Here is a 21,646-nt window from a genome sequence, read left to right on the forward strand (position 1 = left end):
TAAACTAAGGTTTTGGCGTGGTATCTTGAGGTATTCAGGCAAAATTGGCCTCACATTCCGATAACCACCTCGGTGACTGAACGTCCCAATGTGGGCCTCCATGAGCGTTCCCACCTTGACCAGTGGTGCACCAGACGTCGCCATTGCTATCCTGCCATCCCCACCCCGATCCACCTTTGCCAGGATTTGAATTCCTAACCCACTTTTCACCGCCTTTGGGAACTTTAAACCCATTCGCCTCACCTGATTTCCCCGGAGCTTTTGGTCCATCCGGGTCATGCGCATTGTTCGGCGGCTTGATAAACATCGGGCCTGTAATATTCCATCCAATCCAATCCCCAAGAGCGGCTGCTCCAGCTACCGTTAGATCCGCCCCAGTAACAACAACTGGCACAAAGGGAATCAAAAAACCCAGCTTTCCTTAGGGGTCAATCCCATTGAGCGGATTGCGGTTCACATACCCAAGCCGATTGAACCCACCCTCCAACCCAATCGGATACGCTTGCGTATACCGCCCCTGCTCCGCACTGTAGCTGTGGAAGTAGTTGTAGTGCAGGTTGCTCTCTTTGTCGTAGTACTGCTCCGGACATCGTAGGTTGAACGTCACCTCGGGAATCGTAGTAGCGCCCGTGGTGGGGTTGGTGGTTTCGTTGGTGAAGCGCTTCGATCCCAGGGTGGGCTGTTCGTCGCCAAAGGCGCTGTAGGTCCACTGCCAGACCATCTGTTCGTCTGGGGGCAAAAGGCAAGACCTGACCCCTCCATCCCTTCTGCATCCATGCGCGCACGCAGGATTGAGCAGATTACGAATCCTTGACCTATATAGGCTGCCTTATACATTGACTCAATGAAAACTGGGGCTTGAAATCTTCATAAATGTAAAACGGCGCTCGCACTGAAACAGACCCAGGAGATATTCCTGAACAAACATAAATTTCATCCCCCTCTTCACCCACAAAGACGATCCCTGTTTGGACAACAATTTCATCGTCCTCGTAGACTACTCGTTCTATTTCTCGCACCGTAAATTCTGAAAAAATATTGCAAGCCCCAGCAGGGCTACCCTTACCCTCGGTGATTTTTGCTGAAACATTTAGGCTACCGACCTCATCCCAGCCCACCACAACAGTGCAAGCCGAGGAAAACTCAAGAGCCATACCATTATCGAATACGAATATCAACTGCCAAGCACACTGCAGGGTATGACCTTCTGGCAACCAATAGAATAATAATTTTACACCTCTCTTCAGATGACTCCACAAATCACTTACCGGGCTCTCCAGCTGAAATTTATACACCTTTTTTCCTGCCAAATTCATCTCAGGGGTAATGTAGGGTTTCATGGGGTTTATTTCCATTTGCTGGTATATCAATACTCTGACCACCACCGCTATTGCTGGGTCGCCCGAAAATTCCATTCTCTCCCACCAAACTTCCGGGTGGGGCTTTATCTCCAGGCCGCCAGGGACGAGTCCCTCCAGTCACTACATCCAAATCATCAAGAAAGTTTCCGTTTCCCCCAAGATCCGGTCGAAGAGGTCCACTGGTGTGTTTTCCACCACCTCGATTAGGTCCTGCCCGAGGATCACCCTGGTCTCCAACCAGATCATTTGGCAAAGGAGGTACAGACCCACCTCCGCCCTCACTAAGCATCCAATTCCAGCCCTTTTTGGCAACGTCTACGCATTGCCGCGCCATCTCCTCGCAAGCTGCCTTATTACCCGCACAGTAAATAAATGGTATGAATACCCAGGTCAGCGGGTGACTAAGAGCATTAAGACCCTTGGGGTCCGCATAAACAAGGGAATTTCCATTCACATACCCAAACCGATTGAACCCACCATCCAGCCCAATCGGATCGGCCTGCGTATACCGCCCTCGCTCCGCGCTGTAGCTCCTGAAGTAGTTGTAGTGCAGGTTGCTTTCTTTGTCGTAGTACTGCCCCGGGTAGCGCAGGTTGAAGGTGACCTCGGGGATGGGGGTGCTGCCCGTGGTGGGGCTGGTGGTTTCGTTGGTGAAGCGCTTGGAGCCCAGGGTGGGCTGCTCGTCGCCGAAGGCGCTGTAGGCCCATTGCCAGGCCACCTGGCCGTCGGGCTGTGTCAACTTGCGCGGGGTGTTCAGGTGGTCGCTGTGCACGGCGTATGCCACGCCGTTGACGATGGCGGCAATGGGCAAGGGGCCGTTGGCCGTGGGCAGGTAGATGTACTGGGTGGTGCCGGTGCTGTTGCTGCCGCCCATGCCGTATTCGCCCAGCAGGGTGCCGTCCTGGCCGTAGACATAAGCGAAGCCGAGCTTTTGCGCGTCGCTGCTGCCGGGGCTCCACAGGCGGGTGAAGAATTCGTAGGCGGTCTGGATCAGGCCTTTGTCTTGTTCCTTCTCCGCTTGCTCCTGGTCTTCGGGGTCGGCCAGCACGTTGTTGAGATTCTTGCCGCTGGTGGTTCCACCTGATCCGCTACCGCTGGCGAACAGCGGTTCGGTTTTGAACACGCGCTGGCCCAGGGCGTTGTGGGCGTACTGGGTGCTGGGGGCGTCCACGCCCGTGCCGGTGGTGACTTTTTCCAGGCGTTCCTGGCTGTCGTACTGGTAGGTGCGCAGGCCGTCGCTGAGCAGGTCACCGGCGGCGTTGTACTGGTAGGTGACGCTGGTGTTGGCGGTGCTGGCACCCGTTTGCGTCTGGCTGAAGCCGGTCTGGCGGTTGGCGGTGAGGGTGTAGGTGCGGTTGGTGGTGGTGCCTGCGCGCTGTTGGCTGCTGGTGGTGCGGTTGCCGTTGGCGTCGTAGGCGTAGGTGACGGTGTTGGCGGGGGTGCCGCTGGCGACTGTCTTGGTGAAGCCGGTGATGCGGCCTGCACGGTTGTAGGTCACCGTCCAGGTGGCGGGGGCCTGGGTGACCGTGCTGGCTTGCGCGTCGGTGCTGGCCGGCTGCATCAGGCTCTGGGTGAGGCTGGTGATGCGGCCTGCGGCGTCGTAGATGTAGCTGCTGAACTCGGTGGCGGTCAGTTGGCCTGCGGTGTTGTAGCTGCGGGTGGCATAGATGGGTGCCGAGGCGCCTGGCAGGTTCCATCTCCAGTCGGTGGGCTGGCCCAGGGGGCTCCAGGTGATGCCGCTGACGATGGGCTGGCCGGCCCAGGTCAGGCCGGTGAGCTGGCCCGTGGCGTCGTACACGTTCTGCAGGGTCTGGCCGCCGGGGTAAGTGGTCGAACTCAGCAGGCCCGTGGTGGGGTGGTGGCTGTAGGCCAGGGTGCGGGTGTCGTTGTTGATGAGCTTCTGGGTCTGACTCACCACCCGGCCGTGCACATCGCGCTGGTAGGTGGTCAGGCCGCTGGCGTCCTCGATCTCGCTGAGGTAGCCCTTGGCTGTAGGGGTGAGGTCGTAGCGAAGGGTGGTGGTGCCACCGGTGTGCACGATGGCCGTGGGGCGGCCCAGCAGGTCGCGGGTGATGGTGGTGGCCTGGCCCAGGGCGTTGGTGATGCTGCTGGGCAGGCCCAGGGCGTCGTACTGGGCGGTTTCGCTGCCGCTGTCGGGGCTGGTTTCTGTCTTTGCATTACCGAGCGCATCGCGGGTGTAGGCCGTGGTGACGCTCTTGGGGTCGGTGACGCTGGTGACGCCGTCCAGGGCGTTGTAGGTCAGGCTGGCCGTGGCGTTCTCGGCGTTGGTGAGGGTTTTGACGCGGCGCAGGGGGTCCAGGCCTTGGCTGGTGGTCTGGCTCAGGCCGTTGGTGGCGCTCACGGCGTCGCCGTTGGCGTCGTAGCCGTAGCTGGTGCTCTGGCCACCCACGCTAGTGCTGGCTACGCGGTTCAGGCTGTTGATGCTGCGGGCCAACTGCCAGGCCACCTGGTTCTGGCTGTTGCGCACTTCTTCGCTGGTGCGGTTGCCCATGTTGTCGAGCACGTAGGTGCCCGTGTTGCCACGGTTGTCACTCCAACCCGTGAGGCGCTGGGCCGCATCGTAGGTGTAGGTGAGGGCATGGCCGTGCGGCAGCGTGGCGGTTAGCACTTGGCCGCTGGGGCGGTAGGTCAGCGTGGTGACTCGCCCGCCCCGGTTGCTGGTGAGCATGCGGCCACGGGCGTCGTAGGTGTAGCTGGTCAACAGCCCGTTGGGCGCGGTGTGGCTGAGCACGCGGCCTGCACCGTCGTGGGTGTAGCTGTCTACGTGGCCCAGGGCATTGGTGCTCTGGGTGAGGTTGCCCAGCGTGTCGTAGGTGTAGCTGGTCACGGCACCGTTCGGAGCCGTTTCCGTCGCGACCAGGCCGGCGGCGTTGTAGGTCCAGGCAGTGGTGCGGGCTGTACCACCCGATGCTGTATCGGTGATGGTCTGGGTGAGTGGGTTGCCCAGGCTGTCGTAGGTGTAGCTCGTCACCCGCCCAGGTTCGGTGATGGTCACCGGCAGGCGCCACTGGGCGTGCCAGGTGGTGCTGGTGGTGCGGGATTCGGGTTGGCCGACTGCCTGCGTTGTGCTCAGAGGCAGGCGGCGGGTGGTGTCCCAGGTGTAGTTGGTGGAGAAACCTCGGAAGTCTTTTTCTGAGTCGATCAGGCCCAGCGGTGTCTGTGTTCTGGCGGTCGCATCTCCAGGCACGTCAGCGTCGGGTTTGCTGGAGCTGGTGACCGCTGCCTGGTTTTGGTTGATGCTGTAGTAATAGCTGCGCGCGGTCCCCAATGGGTCTGTCACGGTGGTGGCAACGCCGTACCGCCACCCGAAACTCACCTGGTAACGACTTACCCCGCCTGCACGAACAGTTTCCACAGGCTGGCCTTGCGCGTCATAGGTGTAGGTCGCGAGGCGAATGCCGTTTTCATCGACGATGCCCGTCAGCGCTTGCGGAAAAGCCGTGTTCTCGTAGACGTACGATTTGGACGAGCCGTCCGCATACCGCACGGTGACCAAGCGCTGTGTAGTGTCGTATTCGTAGGTTGCTTGAACCTGGGTTCCCGCCTTCACACCAGACAAACGGCCAGCGACGTCGTACAGCAATTGCAGGCTTCGGCCAAAGTGGTTGGTCACCTTGTCAAGACGGCCTTGCGTGTCATAAACGTATTGGTACACCCACCCATTGCGCTGGGAATGGCTCAGCAATTTTCCGCTTGTATCGAATTGACGAAGACTGTTGTCTGTGCTGGAGGTGTGCAACCAGCCTTGAGAATTTTTCACCAGCGCATCTGCACTGTCATTGGGTTGCCAAGCGGTGCCGTCCTGACTGAAGAGCAGCCTGCCTCCGTCACTCAGCGTGATGATCACAAGAGCAGCCCCTCCGCCCGTTGCGGCCCTATGGCTCAAGGCGTCTGAAAAACTTCGCGCCCATCCTCCACCCAGGTTACCCGGGCCTGCTGCGCGCCTGCTCAAGTAGTTGCGCCCAAACTCCAAGGAGTGCGGCTGCAGATCCACATAATCAATTTCATTCTGGTATTTTTGCGCAGAAGCGAGAAGAATTGGATTGCGCGTACTTTGCCCCCCCTGCCAAGGCGAGGGACCACCGAAAGAGGCCGCCGTGCACGACGGGGGCTTCGTGGGTGGCAAAGGCATGCAAGAATTACCAACCTCTGAATATCCGTAATTGCACGTACATTCTCCTGCTACGTCACTCGCATGGCTATTCTCAGGACATGGCTCAATGCGTTTCCAAAGAGAAAAATCCTGCCGACCCCAATCCTCCCCGTCTTTCATTCGCGTAACGGAACAGCCGGTCGCCTCACCCAACCAATAGATCACATACGGACTATTTTTGACAATTTGCCATTCAGGAGCCGGCCAATCCTCCTGACGTTTAGAAGTCCCCACATCACAAGCCTCTACAGGATCATAAAACCATGTAGGACCGCTGTACGTAGTGGGGAAAATAGTAGGCATATACTGCTTTTTCTTTGCAGTTATAGCCGCGTAGCCCGTTGCCGGAAGCAATGAAAAGCCCAACAGAAAAACAAATGCAAGGACCGAATAAAAAACGGTCAAAATTCGAAAGCCATTTTTCAGCACCACTTCTCCCTCTCATATTTATCGCCGAAATCATATCCAACAACCTCATGAGTGGTTGACACAGCAAGCGCAGGCCTTCTTGATTTTTGTAACGAAAGGCATCCGAGCTGCTCCAATCTCTAGGAAATGACTCCTCTACACCTCGTTATAAGCGGAGTAGATCCAGCGGTGCAAAATAGCAGCACTTCTGCCCATACATCCTATGGAACGCAGGCGCAGGAGTATCTGGACCAGAACGCGGGCCAGGCAGAGCGTGCGGCCTTGGTCTATGACGGTTTCATCACCCTTCCATCGGGCCGCACGGATGCCTTGATCGTGCTGGTGCGCTCGTTCGCACGGCCGCCCACCACGCTCACCATGGCGGTGCCCTACCGCAACGCGCAATCGCCCAGTGGCTTTGCCGTGCACCGGCCCAAGTTCTTGGGGTGGCAGGGGCCGGGCACGGCCGACTACCAGCTGCTGGGCGATGCGATCTTCGGGGGGTCGAATCGCACGAGGCGGCGGCGCCGGTATGGGCGCAGCACAACGATGATTCGATCTGAGGCGGCACGGTGCCGCGCGTTGGACGCTACACCCGGTGGGGCGGGTGCCGTTGGATGATGAAGCCCCGCGCCTGCGCAGGCCTAGTGAGTTCGGTCCACTGCAGGGGGCCATGGGCGGGGTCCTGGCGCAGCCCCGCGAACTTGACCCGGTTGCGAGCAAAGGTGGAGTACGACCACCACAGCACCGAGTCGCGCGAGAAGAATGCCATGCGCATCGATTCGCGGTTGCCGTGGGCGAGGCGGGTGCGCAGCAGGCCGCGGGTCACCGTGCGCCAGAGCACGCGCGGAAAGACAATGCCGCGCCCATAGTTGAGCCACACGATGTGCGTGGCGCGCGCCCACAGAACCTCGCGCACGGCGGTAGAGGGCCTGTTAACACTCATTTCGGGGATCGCGTTGCCCGGCGTGGGGGCTGGATGCTAGGCGCCCGTGCGCAGCAAGGTGTGCACCTTGCAAGCGCGGGTAACGCCGCAGACGGCCCCCAGGCTGGGTAACCCGAAGGGAAGGCCCTTGCCGGTGCGCCACTCGTCGTTGCGCTCCTTGCGTGTGCACATGCACACGCGGCGTCCCGCGCCTAGACCGGCGCGCCGGCAAGGGCCTTCGCGACCCCGAAATTAGTGTGAACAGGCCCTGGTTGCCGTCGGCCACCCAGCACTCGCCCGCAGTCGCGCTGCGCACGCGGGCCTCGAACTGCTCGTGCGGCACAGCCGCCCACCCGGGCCCCCAGTGCAAAGCATCGAGTTCGATGTGCGGACAACCGCAGGCCTGCGCCAGTGCGGCGGCAAAAGTGGACTTGCCGGCACCGCTGGTGCCGACGACTATGTAGCGCATGCAGGCCACATAGGGGCAGTGCATTCACGCAGGGGCATTCCTCTATTCTCCCGGGGTTGAAATGGTCTGAGCGCGCCGGCAGCGCTCAGTGGGGCGCCCCGGCGTGTGCTCCGGGGCACACGCCGGGGCCGATGGTGGGCTGTGAATGGGGTGCATGCAAGCGGCCATGTAGTATCTTCGATGCCCAGCGCATGTGCGCAGCCCAGCGGCCAACCACCACACAGTCCATTGAACGAAACCGCACCCATCTCTCTGCCAGCCACCAGCCACCGCAACGGACATGGCAGCAGCGCGCCCGCCCTGCTCTCGGTGGTCTGCCCCATGTTCAACGAAGAGGCCACGCTGGATCTCTTTTTTGCGCAGTTGCTGCCGGTGCTGGTGCAGACCGGGCTGGCCTTCGAGATCGTCTGCGTGAACGATGGCAGCCGCGATGGCACGCTGGCGCGGCTGCAGGCGCTGGGCGCCACGGTGCCGGGCCTGCGGGTCATCGACCTGTCGCGCAATTTCGGCAAGGAGGCGGCGCTGACCTGCGGCATCGACCATGCGCTGGGTGCGGCGGTGGTGCCGATCGATGCGGACCTGCAGGACCCGCCCGAACTCATTCTGGAGATGGTGCGGCTGTGGCAGCAGGGTTTTGACGTGGTGCTGGCCCAGCGCACCGACCGCAGCGCCGACCATGTGCTCAAGCGCAAGACATCGGAGTGGTTCTACCGCCTGCACAACCGCATTTCCGACTCGCAGATACCGCCCAACGTGGGCGACTTCCGGCTGATGGACCGCCAGGTGGTGGATGCGCTTAAGCGCCTGCCCGAGCGGCGCCGGTTCATGAAGGGCCTGTTCGCCTGGGTGGGGTTTCGCCAGGCGACGATTCCCTACACCCGGCCGGCCCGCGCGGCCGGGGACACGAAATTTTCTGGCTGGGGCCTGTGGAACCTGGCGGTGGAGGGGGTGACCTCGTTCTCGACCGTGCCGCTGCGCATCTGGACCTACCTGGGGCTGGCCGTCGCGCTGCTGGCGTTTGCCTATGGCCTGGTCATCGTGAGCCAGGTGGTGCTGTTCGGGCGCGACGCGCCGGGCTATGCGTCGCTGATCACGGTGGTGCTGTTTCTAGGCGGGCTGCAGCTCATCGGGCTGGGCGTGCTGGGGGAGTACCTGGGCCGCGTGTACATGGAGTCCAAGGGGCGGCCGATCTACCTGGTGCGCGAGCCTGCCGAACCACCGGGTACTACGACACCTGCGCAGTCAGTTGCGCCACACGAATCACCCAAACACCATGCGCCCTGAACTGCTTGCCCAGATGGCTGCGGTGCAGCAGACCCATTGGTGGTTTGCTGCACGGCGCGACATCCTTTCATCCGTCATCGACGGCCTGGCCTTGCCGGCCGCCCAACCCCGCGTGCTGGAGATCGGCTGCGGCCCAGGCGGCAACCTGGCAATGCTGGCGCGACACGGCAGCCTGAGCGCCATGGAATACGCGCCCGAGGCACGTGCCGCAGCAGGCAGACTGGGGCTGTGCCCGGTGGAGGCCGGTGGCCTGCCCGAGCCTGTGCCCTTTGCCGACGGCAGCTTCGACCTGGTCTGCCTGCTCGACGTGCTGGAGCACGTGGAGCACGACGACGCTGCGCTGGCCCGCGTGGCCCGGCTGCTCAAGCCTGGGGGGCGGCTGCTGCTCACCGTGCCTGCGTACCAGTGGCTGTGGTCGGGCCACGACGTGGACCACCACCACCACCGGCGCTACACCGCCGGTCGGGTGCGCGCCAAGGCCACAAAGGCCGGCCTGGTGGTGCACCGCGCGGGCTACTTCAATACCGTGCTGTTCCCGCTGATCGCGATAGCCCGCCTGGCGGGCAAGCTGGCAGGGCGCAAGGGCGGCGATACCGAAACGGCCCTGCCCTCGCCCTGGCTGAACGCCACCCTGCGCACCCTTTTCGGGGCCGAGCGCCCCCTGGTGGCACGCATGGGACTGCCGTTTGGTACGTCGGTGATTGCTGTGTTGGGACGTCCCTCTTGACCAGCATTCGTCGATCTGCCCTCGGTTTTGCCGTGGTGGGTGTGCTGTCCACCCTCACGCACGTCTGTGTTGCCACCCTGTGCATCGAGCTGCTGGGCGCGCGTCCGCCTGTGGCCAATGTGGTGGCGTTCGCCGTGGCCACCCTGTTCTCGTACACGGCCAACACGTTGCTGAGCTTTGGCCAGCAGCTGAACCTGGCCACCGCCTGGCGCTTCGGCCTGGTGGCGAGCGCGGGCGGTGTGGTCAGCACCTTCATGACCTGGCTGGTGGAGCGTGCCGGTGGCCACTATGCGCTGGGCATTGCACTGGTGGTGACGGTGATCCCGGCCTTCAGCTACTTGGGCCACCGGTTTTTCACCTACCGCCTGCGCTAGTGCGCGCCATTTGCCGTTGCCCCCTTTACTTGAACCCCTTGAATCCCTTGACCCCTTCATCGCCAACGCCTGACTGGCGCAAGAACAACGCCATTGCCTTGGGCCTGCTCGCCCTGCTGGTCTTTGTGCTGCATGGCAGCGCTGTGCACGCCTACTGGCGCTGGGACGACGGCACGCACCTCTTCAACAGCACGCAGTACACCCCCTGGTCGGTGTTTCTCAACCCCGAGGTGACGCGGGCCGTATCGGGCAACCAGTTCGCGCCCTGGAACCTGTTCGTCTACCAGGTCAACAGCGCCCTGTTCGGCATGGACCCGCGGGCGTTCTACCTGCATCACCTGCTGTCGCTGGCTGTGGCGGCCTTCGCCCTGTATGTGCTGATGCGCCAGTGGTTCGCACCATGGCGGGCGATGCTGGCCCCGGCCCTGCTATTGATGGGCGCGCCGGCCTTCCACATGGCGCAGCAGTTGATGGTGGGGCACTACCTGGACGGCCTCACCTTTGCCTGCCTGGCACTGTGGGCCCAGTTGCGTGCGGTGGAGCGCAGGCAATGGCGCTGGGCCTGGCTGGCGGCCGGGCTCTACCTGCTGTCCACGCTTTGCAAGGAGGTCTATGTGCCCTGGATCGCGCTGGCGCTGTTCATGCCCCTCGGCGCCGCGACGGCCCCCATGCCGTGGGTGCGCCGCTGGCGCTATGCCCTGCCCTCTCTGGCGGTCGCGCTGAGCTACGCCGCCGTGCGCGTGCTGGTGTTTTCCGGCGCGGGCGGGTACCAGCCCAGCACGCTGACAGGCTGGCACGACGTGCCCGGTGTGCTCGCAGCGATGGCCCTGATGCTGACCCACGGGCTGGTGGGCTCGGGCGTTCTGGGGCTGCTGGCCACGGCGCTGTGCCTGGTATGCGTTGGCGTCAGCCTGGCCACGCTGCCGCCGCAGGCGTGCCTGAAGGCGCTGGCGGCTTTGGGCGCGGCCATCACGGTGGTGGTTTTTCCACTCCTGTTCGTGGCGCGCCCGGGCCTGGAGTGGCAGCTCCACGCCCGGCTGCTGTGGGTGCCCTGGGCCGCGCTGTGCGTGCTGTGGTGCCTGCCCTGGCCGCCGCGGCTGGCGCGCTGGCATGCGCTGGCGCTGCTGGTTTTTGTGGTGACGGCGGGCCAGCAGGCCTGGGTGCAGCGCCAGCATGACCGCCCCATCGAGGCCATGTTCGATGCGCACTACGGCTTCGCGCTGCAACCGCCACCCGGCCAGGTGCTGCTCCCCACCCAGTTCAACACGCCCGGCTATGTGGCTGCGGTGACCATGAGCGCCCATGCCGCGCGCCAGCGCATGGAGCCCGGGCTGGCGCATGCCCAGCCCGCCCTGCTGCGCCAGTGGCCGGCGGATGCGGGCGAGCGCGCGCGCATCCGTGTCTGGCAGGACAGCTGCCTGTGCATTGCCCCCCTGGACACGCTGGCCCCGGCACTGCAGCAGGCTGCACTGCAAGCGCAACTGGGCAACCAGGCATTCGCAGCACCGCTGCGCCAGCCCCTGCCCTACATCGCCAACGCCTGGGGCGGCGCCATCGACTCCATCACCACCGAAGGCGGCGTGGTGCACGTGAGGGGGTGGACGCCGACGCTTGGCGCTGGCAAAAAACTGTTTCTGACCGGGTTTTCCGGCGTGCCGCCAGTGACCATCGACAACGTGCAGCGGCCCGATGTGGCCAGTGCCCACCGCCGCGCCGACATGCTGGACTCGGGGTTCCACGCCACGCTGCGATTTGCCAACCCAGACGCCGCACAGGCCGCCGCCGCCAGCCTGTGCGCGGTGGTTGCCGGCCAGTTGCCAGGGCAGGAGCACCAGTTCCTGATGCTGCCCATCGAAGGGGGCACGCGCTGCAAGAACGCGCTGATGCCCGCCACGACACGGCAGATGTGACGTACCGCATGAAAAACTCCACCAAACCCGCATGGGCTATCGATCTCGCCGTGCTGGCCGTGCTGTGCCTGCTGGCGTTTGCACTGCATGGCAGCGCCCTCAAAGGCTACTGGCGCTGGGACGATGGCCAGCATCTTATCTTCCTCGGCCTGTACAGCCCGTGGTCGGTGTTCATGGACCCGCAGGTGACGCGCACCGTCTCCGGCAACCAGTTCGCGCCCTGGAACCTGTTCATCTACCAGGTCAACCACGCCCTCTTCGGCCTGGAGCCTTTTGCCTACTACCTGCACCACCTGCTGTCGCTGGCGGGCGCTGCTGGCGCGCTGTACCTGCTGCTGCGCCGCTGGCTCGGGCGCTGGCAGGCGCTGCTGCCCGCGGCGCTGCTGCTGGTGGGCGCCCCGGCCGTGCACATGGCCCAGCAGCTGATGTCGGGGCACTACGTGAACGGCATGCTGTTCGCCTGCCTGGGCCTGTGGGCCTACGTGCATGCGGTGCAGAAGGCGCAGTGGCGCTGGGCCTGGCTGGCTGCGGGCTTCTACCTGATGTCGACCCTGTGCAAGGAGGTCTACGTCCCCTGGATCGCCCTGTACCTGCTGCTGCCGCTGCCTGCGGGCTCGCCCCGCGGCATGGCGCGCTGGCGCTTTGCCCTGCCTGCCCTCACCGTCGCCCTGGGCTACGCGGTGCTCCGCATCGCCGTGTTTGCGGGTGTGGGCGGGTACCACCGACACGCCCTGGACAGCTGGAGCGCCGTGCCGGCCTTTACTGCCGAGCTGGCGCGCGTGCTGACCGATGGCCTGCTGGGCGCCAACCTGCTGGGCGTGGCCGCAGCCGTGCTGTGCCTGGCGTGCGCCGTGGTGGCTGTGGCGGCACAGCCTGCCCCTGACCGACCACGGATGCTGGTGGGCCTGGGCGCTGCCGCCGTGGTGGTGGTCTTTCCGCTGCTGTTCGCGGTGCAGGCCTATGCGGACTGGATGGTGTACACGCGCTTTCTCTGGGTTCCCTGGGCCGCTGCATGCGTGCTGTGGAGCCTGAAGTGGCCCGCCCCCCTGGCACGCTGGAAGCTGGCGGCCCTGCTCGTCTTCGTTGCTGCGGCGGCGCAGCAGTCGGTGGCCCAGCGCGCGCATGACCGCCCCATCGACGCCATGTTCGACGCGCACTACGCCTTCGCCATGCAGCCGCCCGAGGGGCAGATCCTGGCGCCATTCGAGTTCTTCTCGCCCATCACCATGACCTCGATGATCATGAACGCACATGCAGCGCAGTTGATTCTCGAGCCGGACAAGCCCCATGCGAGCCCGGCCCTGCTGCGCACCGCACCGGCGGATGCCGCCGAGCGCGCGCGCATTCGGGTGTGGAGCGAAAAGTGCCTGTGCCTGGTGCCGCTGAGCAGCCTGCCGCCCGATGAGCAGGACGGCGCGGTGCGATCCCACCTGGTCAATGCCGGCGCCGTACTGCAGCTGGGCAAGAACCTCCCGCGCATGGCCAATGGGTACGGGGGGTCCATCGACGAGATCACCGTCGCGGGCCGCCAGATGCACCTGTCTGGCTGGACGCCGACCATCGGCACCGGCCGCAAGCTGGTGATCACGGGACTGCCCCCCGAGGCCCAGGCGCGGCTGGACGAATTGGTCAGCACCGAGCGCCCCGACGTCGTGCAGGCCTACCAGCGGCCCGACATGCTGCTGTCGGGCTTTCGCGCAACGCTCAGCTTTGCCGACGAGGCTAGCGCCCAGGCGGCCAGCAAGGTGCTGTGCGCCCTGGTCCCCGGCCAGCTGCCGGGCCAGGACAACCAGTTTTTGCTGCTGCCCGTGCAGGGCCAGCAGCGTTGCGGCGAGGCGCTGCTACCCAAGTGGACCCGGGTGGTGAGCGGGGACGGGCATTAGCCCAGGGTTCGCGCAAATCGAAGCAGGCATTGGCTTAGAGTGGCGCTGCCGGGCTTTACCGTATTGCGCAGGCTGCGCGCACGGACCAAGCGGCCTGCCGGCAACACTGCACAAGGCGTGCACAAGCCCGCCTCGGGGGTGTGCCGGGCGATGTAAAGTCTCGCGGGCATCCATACCAACTACTTACTGACCAGCCATGAAGGAGTTCATTTTGTCCAAGAAAGATCGGCGCCTGTTTCTTCTGGCCCTGCCGGGCCTGCTGGGCGCATGCGCGAGCAATCAGTTCACGGCCTCAGCGCCAGCGGCCAATGGCATCACGCTCGCGAAGAGCAGGCTTTACGTGTATTCCTTCATGGACGTGCGCGACTCGGAGTTCGGCCCCATGATGCTTGCCGAAATCGACCGCCAACTCGTTGCGGAGCTTGCCAAGGCTTCGGTCACGGCGCGGGTGTTGCGTTTCAAGGACAGCGAGGCGGGCAAGTACTACTCGACGACCAACTCAGGGATGTCGGTGCCAACGGGACAGACCATCAGCGGCAATCTCGCCAACGAAAAGTCACTTGCAACCAACTATCGCCTGGTCATATTTCCCAGCGACATGAAAATCACGGGCGCGTGGATGCACTACCAAGTCCGCTGGGAATTGTTCGATGCAGCCACCAACAAACGGGTGTGGGTAGCAACCTCGCATGGAAAGCACATGAACTTCGCCAAGAACGATGAAGATCCCCAAGCCCGCGCCAAGGGCATCGTGGACGGGTTTGTCGGGGAACTGCGCAAGAGCAGGCTGCTGTAGCAGGCTGCAAGACCATCCTCGGCTCCAACGGGGCTCGCGCCTGGACTGCCAGCGCGGCGGCGCAAACCGCCTACCGCCCCTTGGCCGGCGGCTTGCCGCCCAGCGGCGCCTGCTTGCTGCTGGGTGCGCTGCCGAGCTTGCCGCGCGAGGTTTCCAGCGGCGCGGGCAGGCTGCCCCGGGTGGTGGCGATGCCGCCAGCGCGCGTGGCGGTGGCTGCTGCTGCCGGGGGCCGGGCCTTGGGGGCGGGCACCACGCGCAGGGCACCTTCGTCGGCCAGTTTGTCGCGCATGCGGCGCGTCATGGACTGGGTGCTGTTGTCTGGCGCGGTGAAGAGGAACAGCGTGCCATGCGGACTGGACCAGGTGAGCTGGGTGTGCACGGCGCGGCCGTTGCTGATGAGCTCGACCCAGGCGCCCACCACGAATTCGGCGTAGGGCTCGGCCTTGGTGGGCGCGGCAGCGGCCGGTTCGGGCGGGGCGATGTCCACCAGGGCCTGGGCGCTGTCGTCGTAGCCGGCAACCGCCGCCACGGAGTCATTGGGGTCGCGCGAGTCTTGAACCGAGTCCTCGGGGTCGAGGGTGATCTTGGCGAAGGCGGCGCGCTCGAAGGCGTCCTGGTGCAGGCCCACCAGGCGCTGCAGGAAGGCGCTGGTCTTGGCCGCCGGATGGTCGATGGTCTGCAGGCCCTCGCGCAGCTTGACGAGCAGGCCGGGGATAGCCTCGGACAGGCGGTCGGGCTCGGCGCGGGTCAGCTCGGGCTGTGCGCTCCAAAGCAGCATGGGCACCAGGGCCAGGTAGCCGCCGGGGTCGTCCTCGCCGCCATCGGCCTGGGCAACCTGGGCCAGGGCCACCACCTCGGCCCAGGGGCCGGCGGCAAAGTCGAGCACGTCGGCGGGCACCCGCTCCAGGTCGGGCAGTTTGCGGATGTCGGCAGCGATCTTGCCGGCCAGCATTTCGCGCTGCTCGGCCTGCAGCGCGGCCTTGTCCTTCTCGGCCTGGCGGGCCTTGGCCTTTTGCACCTGCGAGTTCCAGGCGGCCTGCAGGGCCTTGAGCACGGTCTCGAACGGGGTTGCGTCCTTGATCTCGATGCCGGCCAGGTAGCCCACGGATTCGTTGAGCAGGCGGATGAAGCGGGCAAAGCCGGGCGCCTTCTCGTCCGGGAAGGCCAGGCTGCGCTGGGTCATCTCGTCGAGCAGCACGCGCGCGGGGTGACTTGGCTCGGTGAAGAAGGTCTGGTCGCGGCGCACCAGGTGCTTCAGCGCGGGCTCCAGGTTCTGCACCGCGCGCTGCACCGAGGGCAGCAGCCGCGAATCGCGTGCGATGTTCTCCATCATGCGGCCCACCACCTCGGCGGCCATGGCCGGCGGGTCCTGCGGGGCCACCACGGGCACGGTGTAGATCTGCTGGTAGGGCATGCCCGGCACGGTATACAGGTGCTGGGGTGCCGTGCCCGGCGTGGTGGGTGCCCAGACGCCTTGGGGTACCTGGTGCGCGACCTGCGCCGCGGCCTGCGGCACGCCTGCCAGGCGGCCCACCAGGCGTTCGAGCTGGGCCATGTCTTCCATGGCCTCGGCCACCACGTTGCCGGGGTGGTAGGCACCGCCCAGGCCCGAATGCATGCTGGCCGCACCGCTGGCAGCACCGCCGCCGCCGGCCCAGGCCGACTGCATGGCGGCGGGTTGAGAAGGCACGCCGCCACCACCCATGCCGCCGTAGCCGCGGGGGTCGAACGGATCGCCGCCTGCCAGCATCTGGCGCAGGATGCCCACGGTGAGCAGCGCCTCTTCGGCGGCCGCCGCCTGGGGGGACATCATGGGCGCGGGCATCTGGGCCTCGCCGCTCCAGTTGTTGTTCGGGTCGCCACTCCAGTTGTTGTTGCCGCCGCCGCCCATGCCGCGGCCATAGCCCGTGTTGCCATAGCCGGCGTTGCCGTAGCCACTGGGGCCGCCCATGGGGCCGCCATAGCCCGTGCCCGCGTAGCCGCCGCCATAGCCGGTGTTGCCACCGCCACCGCCCTGCATGCCGCCACCCGTGCGCGCGCCGGCGCCGGGTGCGCCCAGCACGGCGTAGCCCACGGGCTCCACGCCGTTGTCGCGCAGGGTTTTGACCATGGTCTTGTATTCGTCGACCAGCAGCTTGCCCAGCAGGTCGCGCATGTGCTGCATCCACAGCCCGCGGACCTCGGCGTTCACGCCGGTCTCGCCCACCACCTGCTGCAGGGCGCGGATGTAGCTTTCGGGCCGCAGGGGGTTGCGCTCGGGTTGTACGCTGCGCAGGCCCTGGGCCGAGCTGACCAGGGTGTTGAGCTCGGCCAGTATCGCCTCGGTGGCGTGCGAGGCCAGCTGCTGGGCACGGGCCAGCTCTACCTGGTTTTGCATCTCGCTCTCGTCCATGAGCGAGAGCTCGCCAAAATCCAGGGGCGAAGCGTCTGCGGAGCGGGATTTGCCCGCCGCGGCAGGCGGGCCTTCGGCAAAGATCTCCAGCAGGGCCATGGAGTAGCCCTTGACCAGGGCCGTCTCGTGCTGGCCCAGCAGGCGCAGGCTGTCACTGGCCAGGTTGCGCTGCTGGATGTTGCGCACCGTGCTCTCTTCGGCGGCCAGCGCGCTGCGGGTGACCGCAATGAGCTTGTCCATGAGCGCTTCGCCCCCGCGCACTGCGTTGACGACACAGGCACGGAAAACGGTTTTTGGAGAAGGCGCAACCTGGGACATGGTGAGATGGAGGGGAAACGGGGAGGAAAATTCGAAAAATCGTTTCCACCTGCAATCCTACTTGACCTGAGGGCCCTGCGCACAATTCCCTGGTGACCGAAGGCAGCACCTGTGGCCAACTCAAGGGATTTACCCCAGTCCAAAGCCCTGGGGTGCACAGGCCTGCCATTGTGTGCCAGTGACCATTCGTGGCCTGCCGCACAAAGTGCTGTCCTGCATGCCACGCAACCAGGACCGAGGTGGAGTCGTCTGTTTGCGCGGCTGGTTTCCGTGCGGGAAGAAGGCACGCCCTGGCGATTGCGCCGACAGCCCGGGTGGGTCCCTGGGCGCCGATGCGCCTTCTGCCGAGCACGCTCCCGGGCTTGATCGTGGTGCTTGCGCAACGCATGAATCGCGGCGCGGGTGCTAGGGCGTGTCATAAATCATTTCACCCCCGCGAAAGCCTGCAGCGCGGTGCAGTGCAAGGCGCCCTGAGTGCCGTGTAGCACGGCTACACAAGCGAAGGGCAACGCCGCAATGTGCCGCGCTGCAGGCTTTCCCTTCGGGCTGGCCCCGGCATGCGGCGTCTGCTTTGTCGCTCGGCTTGCCCATAGTCCACTATGGGCTGCGCCGCGCTTCGCGCATCCGTCCGCATGCCGGGGCCAGCGCGGGGGCGAAATGAACGATGACACGCCCTAGGCCGGACGCAGCGCCTCGCGGCTTTGCAGCCGTTGCCCAGGGCAGGCAAAGCGGGCCATTCCAGGGGGTTTCGGACAAACACCCTGGGCCGGAACCAGGGCAAAAGCCCCCCGGCCTTGTGGACACTCGCGCTGAGGCCTTTGCCGCAAGACTTGCGGTAGCCACGCTGCTATCCTGCGGGCCATGTGCGCTGGAACTTCGCGGGGGGCATCGGGCGCCGCTTGATCGGGTGGAACGGGCATGGTGCGCCACGGGGCCCCCGGTCGTGGCCCTTGTGCGTTACCGACTCCCTCTGCACTGCCTTGTTTTGATATGCCTGCGCCCCTGAGAACCCCACCGACCAGACAGTCCTGGCAAGGGCATTTGCTGGCCTGGGCCCTGCTGTGCGCCCTGGTGCTGGTGCTGCATGGCAGCGCCCTGCAGGGGACCTGGCGCTGGGACGACGGGCAGAACCTATTTAATTCGACACAGTATTCTCCCCGCTCCCTCTTTCTGGAATCGCAGGTGACACGCTTCGTCTCCTCCAACCAGATTGCGCCCTGGAACGTTTTCCTCTACCAGGTCAATGCCGCGCTCTTTGGGTTCAACCCATGGCCGTACTACCTGCACCATCTCGTGTCCCTGTCCTGCGCGGCATGGGCCCTGTACCTGCTGCTCTGCCACTGGCTGGGGCGCTGGCAGGCATTGTTGCCAGCCGCCCTGCTGCTATTGGGCGCACCTGCATTCCAGATGGCGCAGCAGTTGATGGTGGGGCACTACCTGGACGGCCTGACGTTCGCCTGCCTGGCGCTCTGGGCGCAGATCCATGCCGTGCGCCTGCTGCAATGGCGCTGGAGCCTGCTTGCGGCAGGGCTCTACCTGATGTCCTGCCTGTGCAAGGAGATCTATGCCCCCTGGATCGCCTTGCTGGTGTTCGTACCGCCCCCTGCTGGCGCACCGGCGGCCCCGGCGCGCTGGCGCTACGCGGTACCGGCCCTGCTGGTGGCCGTCGCCTATGCGGCCTTGCGCATCCATGTGTTCGCAGGCGCCGGCGGGTACACCCCGACCTCCCTGGATGGCTGGCAGGCCCTTGGCAGCGTGCTGGGCGCTATCGCCCGCACGCTGAATCAGGGCCTTCTGGGGGCGGGGGCCTTGGGCCTGGTGGCGGCCGGCCTGTGCCTTGCCTGTCTGGGGGCAGGCCTGGCGGCACAGCCGGCGTCAAGGCGCATGCCCATGGCCATGGGCATCGCCGCTGCCATCGTGGTGGTGGTTTTCCCGCTGCTGTTCGTGGTGGGGCCCGGTTTTGACTGGATGGGGAACACGCGGATTCTGTGGGTGCCCTGGGTGGGTGCATGTGTCCTGTGGAGCCTGCCGTGGCCCCGGCGTCTGGCAGCCTGGCACAAGGCCGCCCTGCTCGTCTTCGTGGCATCGGTGGTCCAGCAGGCCTACCTGCAGCGCCAGCACGACCGCACCATAGCGGCGGCGTTTGAAGCCTACTACGGCTTTGCGCTGGCACCGCCGCCAGGCCAGATGCTGTTGCAGCCAGAAGATCGGGCCAACGGCATGATCTGGCAGGCAATGAGCCTGTACAAGGCACGCCAGGCAATGGAGCCCCAGGCCTCCCACACCCTGCCCGCACTGGCGTGGCACTACCCCCACACAGCCCAGGAGCGCAGCCGCGTGGTGACCTGGGACAAGGGCTGCTCCTGCCTGGTGCGATTGACTGACATGCCGCCTGCGCAGCAGGAAGTCGCCCTCGCAGCAGGGATGCGCGGCGATCTCTTCATCCTGCCGATGAAGCAACCCCTGCGGTCGCTTGCCCATGCCTATGGCGGCGCTATCGACACCGTGACCGTCAGCGGGCGAGAACTGACGGTGGAGGGCTGGACGCCCACCCTGGGCCCCGGGCGCAAACTGGCGTTGATGGGTTTCGAGGAAGTACCGCAGGCACACATGGAGCCGATGGAGCGGCCCGACGTGGCCCGCGCCTTCGGCCGGCAGGACATGCTCGGATCGGGCTTTCGTGCCACACTGACCTTCGCTTCCGAGCAGGCCGCCCAGGCAGTCAGCACAGAATTTTGTGCCGTCACCTTCGGCCAGCTGCCGGGGCAGGAGCACATGATCATGCTGCTCAGACTGCCCGACAGCCAGCGCTGCGACACCGCCCTGGCGCCCAGGCCAACCCGGGCACCGCGCACGCCCCGAGCGCCCTGAGCAATCTCACAGGGCGCGCAGCGGCCTCGGGGGGGGGAGCCTTACTTCAGCGCCTTGAAGCGCATGCGCTTGGGCTTGGCACCCTCTTCGCCCAGGCGCTTCTTCTTGTCGGCTTCGTACTCCTGGTAGTTGCCGTCGAAGAAGGTCCACTGGCTGTCGCCTTCGCAGGCCAGGATGTGGGTGGCGATGCGGTCCAGGAACCAGCGGTCATGGCTGATGACCATGATGGAGCCGGCGAATTCGAGCAGCGCGTCTTCCAGTGCACGCAGGGTTTCCACGTCCAGATCGTTCGAGGGTTCATCGAGCATCAGCACGTTGCCGCCCGCGATCAGGGTCTTGGCCAGGTGCAGGCGCCCGCGTTCACCGCCCGACAGCATGCCGACCTTCTTTTGCTGGTCGCCGCCGTTGAAGTTGAAGCGGCCGCAGTAGGCGCGGCTGGCCATCTGGAACTTGCCCACGTTCAGGATGTCGAGGCCGCCCGAGACGTCTTCCCACACGGTCTTGTCGTCCGAGAGGTCGTCGCGGGTCTGGTCCACGAAGGCCATCTTCACGGTGGAGCCGATCTTGACCGTACCGCTGTCGGGTGCCTGCTTGCCCGCGATCATGCGGAACAGCGTGGATTTACCGGCGCCGTTGGGGCCGATGATGCCGACGATGGCACCGGCGGGCACCTTGAAGCTCAGGTTGTCGATGAGCACGCGGTCGCCGAAGGACTTGGTGACGTTTTCGAACTCGATGACTTCATGGCCCAGGCGGTCGGCCACGGGGATGAAGATTTCGTTGGTTTCGTTGCGCTTTTGGTACTCGAAGTCCGACAGTTCCTCAAAGCGGGCCAGGCGGGCCTTGCTCTTGGCTTGGCGGGCCTTGGGGTTCTGGCGCGACCATTCCAGTTCCTTCTTCAGGGCCTTGGCGCGCGATTCTTCGCCCTTTTGCTCCTGCTCCAGGCGGGCCTGCTTCTGGGTCAGCCAGTCGCTGTAGTTGCCCTTGTAAGGGATGCCGGAGCCCCGGTCGAGTTCCAGAATCCACTCGGCCGCGTTGTCGAGGAAGTAGCGGTCATGGGTGATGGCCACCACGGTGCCCGAGTAGCGCTGCAAAAATTGCTCCAGCCAGTCCACGGATTCGGCGTCCAAGTGGTTGGTGGGTTCGTCAAGCAGCAGCATGTCGGGCTTGGACAGCAGCAGGCGGCACAGGGCCACGCGGCGCTTTTCACCGCCGGACAGCATGCCCACCTTGGCATCCCATGGGGGCAGGCGCAGGGCGTCGGCGGCGATTTCGAGCTGGTGCTCGGAATCGGTGCCGGCGGTGGCGATGATGGCCTCGAGCTCGGCCTGCTCGGCGGCCAGGGCGTCGAAATCGGCGTCTTCTTCACCGTAGGCGGTGTACACCTCTTCCAGGCGGGCCTTGGCGGTCATCACCCGGCCCATGGCGGCTTCCACGCTCTCGCGCACCGTCTGGTCGGGGTCAAGCTGGGGTTCCTGGGGCAGGTAGCCGATGTTCAGGCCGGCCATGGGGATGGCTTCGCCCTCGATTTCCTTGTCCACGCCGGCCATGATCTTGAGCAGGGTGGACTTGCCCGAGCCGTTGGTGCCCAGCACGCCGATCTTGGCACCCGGGAAGAAGCTCAGGGAGATGTCTTTGAGGATCTGGCGCTTGGGCGGCACGATCTTGCCGACGCGGTTCATGGAAAATACGTATTGGGCCATTTGCTTGTCTTAAAACTTGCGGAAATTGGGCAGAAGAATTCTGCTTTCAAA

At 64.9% G+C, this 21,646-nt stretch carries 15 protein-coding genes and 2 pseudogenes; 8 read left to right on the plus strand and 9 right to left on the minus strand.

Annotation, left to right across the window (positions count from 1 at the left end):
* Nucleotides 1-34 precede the first annotated feature (34 nt).
* The 5 genes and pseudogenes from QYL93_RS31990 to QYL93_RS31995 form a co-directional block, all read right to left on the minus strand.
* On the minus strand, nucleotides 35-307 hold the full coding sequence (locus QYL93_RS31990) for a polymorphic toxin type 37 domain-containing protein (protein ID WP_370877013.1): 273 nt from the start codon (nucleotides 305-307) through the stop codon (nucleotides 35-37).
* Nucleotides 308-421: 114 nt separating this feature from the next.
* The gene (locus QYL93_RS19925; RefSeq protein ID WP_305745278.1) at nucleotides 422-739 is read right to left on the minus strand and encodes an RHS repeat-associated core domain-containing protein; all 318 of its coding nucleotides are present in this window, start codon (nucleotides 737-739) and stop codon (nucleotides 422-424) included.
* A 76-nt stretch (nucleotides 740-815) separates the two neighbouring features.
* Nucleotides 816-1,340 (minus strand): hypothetical protein, encoded by a 525-nt coding sequence (locus QYL93_RS19930; RefSeq protein ID WP_305745279.1) that lies wholly within the window; start codon nucleotides 1,338-1,340, stop codon nucleotides 816-818.
* The gene (locus QYL93_RS19935; protein ID WP_305745280.1) at nucleotides 1,318-4,995 is read right to left on the minus strand and encodes an RHS repeat-associated core domain-containing protein; all 3,678 of its coding nucleotides are present in this window, start codon (nucleotides 4,993-4,995) and stop codon (nucleotides 1,318-1,320) included. Before QYL93_RS19935 ends, QYL93_RS19930 begins: the two co-directional genes overlap by 23 nt.
* A 15-nt stretch (nucleotides 4,996-5,010) precedes the next feature.
* Nucleotides 5,011-5,838 (minus strand): annotated as a pseudogene (locus QYL93_RS31995) (DUF6531 domain-containing protein); the annotation flags it as partial.
* 294 nt (nucleotides 5,839-6,132) lie between these two features.
* Between QYL93_RS31995 and QYL93_RS19940 the strand changes: the two are divergent.
* Nucleotides 6,133-6,564 (plus strand): hypothetical protein, encoded by a 432-nt coding sequence (locus QYL93_RS19940; protein ID WP_305745281.1) that lies wholly within the window; start codon nucleotides 6,133-6,135, stop codon nucleotides 6,562-6,564.
* Here QYL93_RS19940 and QYL93_RS19945 read toward each other — a convergent pair.
* The gene (locus tag QYL93_RS19945) at nucleotides 6,533-6,889 is read right to left on the minus strand and encodes a hypothetical protein (RefSeq protein ID WP_305745282.1); all 357 of its coding nucleotides are present in this window, start codon (nucleotides 6,887-6,889) and stop codon (nucleotides 6,533-6,535) included. The two genes, QYL93_RS19940 and QYL93_RS19945, sit on opposite strands and share 32 nt — an antisense overlap.
* Before the next feature lie 250 nt (nucleotides 6,890-7,139).
* Nucleotides 7,140-7,337: pseudogene (locus tag QYL93_RS19950) on the minus strand (AAA family ATPase); the annotation flags it as partial.
* 252 nt (nucleotides 7,338-7,589) lie between these two features.
* On the opposite strand from QYL93_RS19950, the gene QYL93_RS19955 reads away from it, so the two are divergent.
* The 6 genes from QYL93_RS19955 (at nucleotide 7,590) to QYL93_RS19980 (ending at nucleotide 14,311) form a co-directional block, all read left to right on the plus strand.
* Nucleotides 7,590-8,621: a glycosyltransferase family 2 protein gene (locus QYL93_RS19955; protein WP_370877014.1), complete on the plus strand. Its 1,032-nt coding sequence runs from the start codon at nucleotides 7,590-7,592 to the stop codon at nucleotides 8,619-8,621.
* Nucleotides 8,611-9,348, plus strand: a complete 738-nt coding sequence (locus QYL93_RS19960; protein WP_305745283.1) for a bifunctional 2-polyprenyl-6-hydroxyphenol methylase/3-demethylubiquinol 3-O-methyltransferase UbiG — start codon at nucleotides 8,611-8,613, stop codon at nucleotides 9,346-9,348. The genes QYL93_RS19955 and QYL93_RS19960 overlap by 11 nt, the downstream gene beginning before the upstream one ends.
* A complete protein-coding gene (locus QYL93_RS19965; protein ID WP_305745284.1) occupies nucleotides 9,345-9,722 on the plus strand; it encodes a GtrA family protein in 378 nt (125 codons plus the stop codon). The genes QYL93_RS19960 and QYL93_RS19965 overlap by 4 nt, the downstream gene beginning before the upstream one ends.
* Nucleotides 9,723-9,760: 38 nt before the next feature.
* Nucleotides 9,761-11,632: a glycosyltransferase family 39 protein gene (locus QYL93_RS19970; RefSeq protein ID WP_305745285.1), complete on the plus strand. Its 1,872-nt coding sequence runs from the start codon at nucleotides 9,761-9,763 to the stop codon at nucleotides 11,630-11,632.
* Nucleotides 11,633-11,640: 8 nt separating this feature from the next.
* Complete coding sequence (locus QYL93_RS19975) at nucleotides 11,641-13,515, plus strand: glycosyltransferase family 39 protein (RefSeq protein WP_305745286.1); 1,875 nt, start codon at nucleotides 11,641-11,643, stop codon at nucleotides 13,513-13,515.
* A 196-nt stretch (nucleotides 13,516-13,711) separates the two neighbouring features.
* Nucleotides 13,712-14,311 (plus strand): hypothetical protein, encoded by a 600-nt coding sequence (locus QYL93_RS19980; RefSeq protein WP_305745287.1) that lies wholly within the window; start codon nucleotides 13,712-13,714, stop codon nucleotides 14,309-14,311.
* Between the two features lie 70 nt (nucleotides 14,312-14,381).
* Here the strand turns inward: QYL93_RS19980 and QYL93_RS19985 are convergent, their stop codons facing one another.
* Nucleotides 14,382-17,021, minus strand: a complete 2,640-nt coding sequence (locus QYL93_RS19985; RefSeq protein ID WP_305745288.1) for a DUF1631 family protein — start codon at nucleotides 17,019-17,021, stop codon at nucleotides 14,382-14,384.
* Between the two features lie 1,041 nt (nucleotides 17,022-18,062).
* On the opposite strand from QYL93_RS19985, the gene QYL93_RS19990 reads away from it, so the two are divergent.
* Nucleotides 18,063-19,892: a hypothetical protein gene (locus tag QYL93_RS19990; protein WP_305745289.1), complete on the plus strand. Its 1,830-nt coding sequence runs from the start codon at nucleotides 18,063-18,065 to the stop codon at nucleotides 19,890-19,892.
* A 41-nt stretch (nucleotides 19,893-19,933) separates the two neighbouring features.
* Here the strand turns inward: QYL93_RS19990 and ettA are convergent, their stop codons facing one another.
* Nucleotides 19,934-21,595, minus strand: coding sequence for an energy-dependent translational throttle protein EttA (gene ettA, locus QYL93_RS19995; protein ID WP_057203301.1), 1,662 nt, complete (start codon nucleotides 21,593-21,595; stop codon nucleotides 19,934-19,936).
* Between the last annotated feature and the right edge of the window lie 51 nt (nucleotides 21,596-21,646).

The organism is Acidovorax sp. A1169, from assembly GCF_030704685.1.
Taxonomy (GTDB): Bacteria; Pseudomonadota; Gammaproteobacteria; order Burkholderiales; family Burkholderiaceae_C; genus Acidovorax.